Source organism: Salinimicrobium oceani, from assembly GCF_012037645.1.
The window spans coordinates 1-722 of the sequence record NZ_JAAVJR010000128.1; the positions used below are offsets into that span (position 1 = coordinate 1).

Sequence of the window (722 nt, forward strand, 5' to 3'; positions counted from 1 at the left end):
CCCTGGAAAATCCTGAAGATGCCGATGCCTACCAGAAGGCTTTTGAACAGATGGAAGCGCACCAGGCCTGGGATTTTGAAAGTACTTACAAACAGATCCTATTTAAGCTGAAGCTGGAAGACCTGCATGCAATGGTGGGTAGCCTGAGCGGCGGACAAAAGAAACGTCTGGCTCTCGCTTCGATGATCCTCAATAAGCCGGACCTCATCATCATGGATGAGCCTACCAACCACCTCGACCTGGACATGATCGAGTGGCTGGAGGAATTCTTCCGGAAGGAAAATTTTACCATCTTCATGGTCACTCACGACAGGTATTTCCTGGAGCGGGTGTGCAATGAAATCGTGGAACTTGAGGACGGAAATCTGTATACCTACAAAGGCAATTACTCCTACTACCTCAGCAAAAAGGATGAACGAATTGCTTTGGAACAGACGAATACCGATAAAGCTAAACAGCTTTTTAAAAAGGAACTGGACTGGATGCGCCGGCAACCTAAAGCCCGAACAACCAAATCCAAGTCAAGAATAGACGACTTCTTTGAAATAAAAGACCGCGCCTCCAAACGTCGCAACGACCACGAGGTGCAGCTGGAGATCAATATGGAGCGGCTGGGGAATAAGATCGTGGAATTTCACAACGTTTCCAAGAGCTTCGGGGATCTCACCCTGCTTGATAAACTCAGTTACAATTTTCAGCCGGGAGATCGCATAGGCATCATC

1 protein-coding gene is annotated in these 722 nt (G+C 47.8%); it reads left to right on the forward strand.

All coding sequences use genetic code 11. From position 1 onward, the window contains the following. Positions 1-722: ATP-binding cassette domain-containing protein (locus HC175_RS15830; protein ID WP_168139394.1), on the forward strand; the 722-nt coding region annotated here is incomplete at both ends.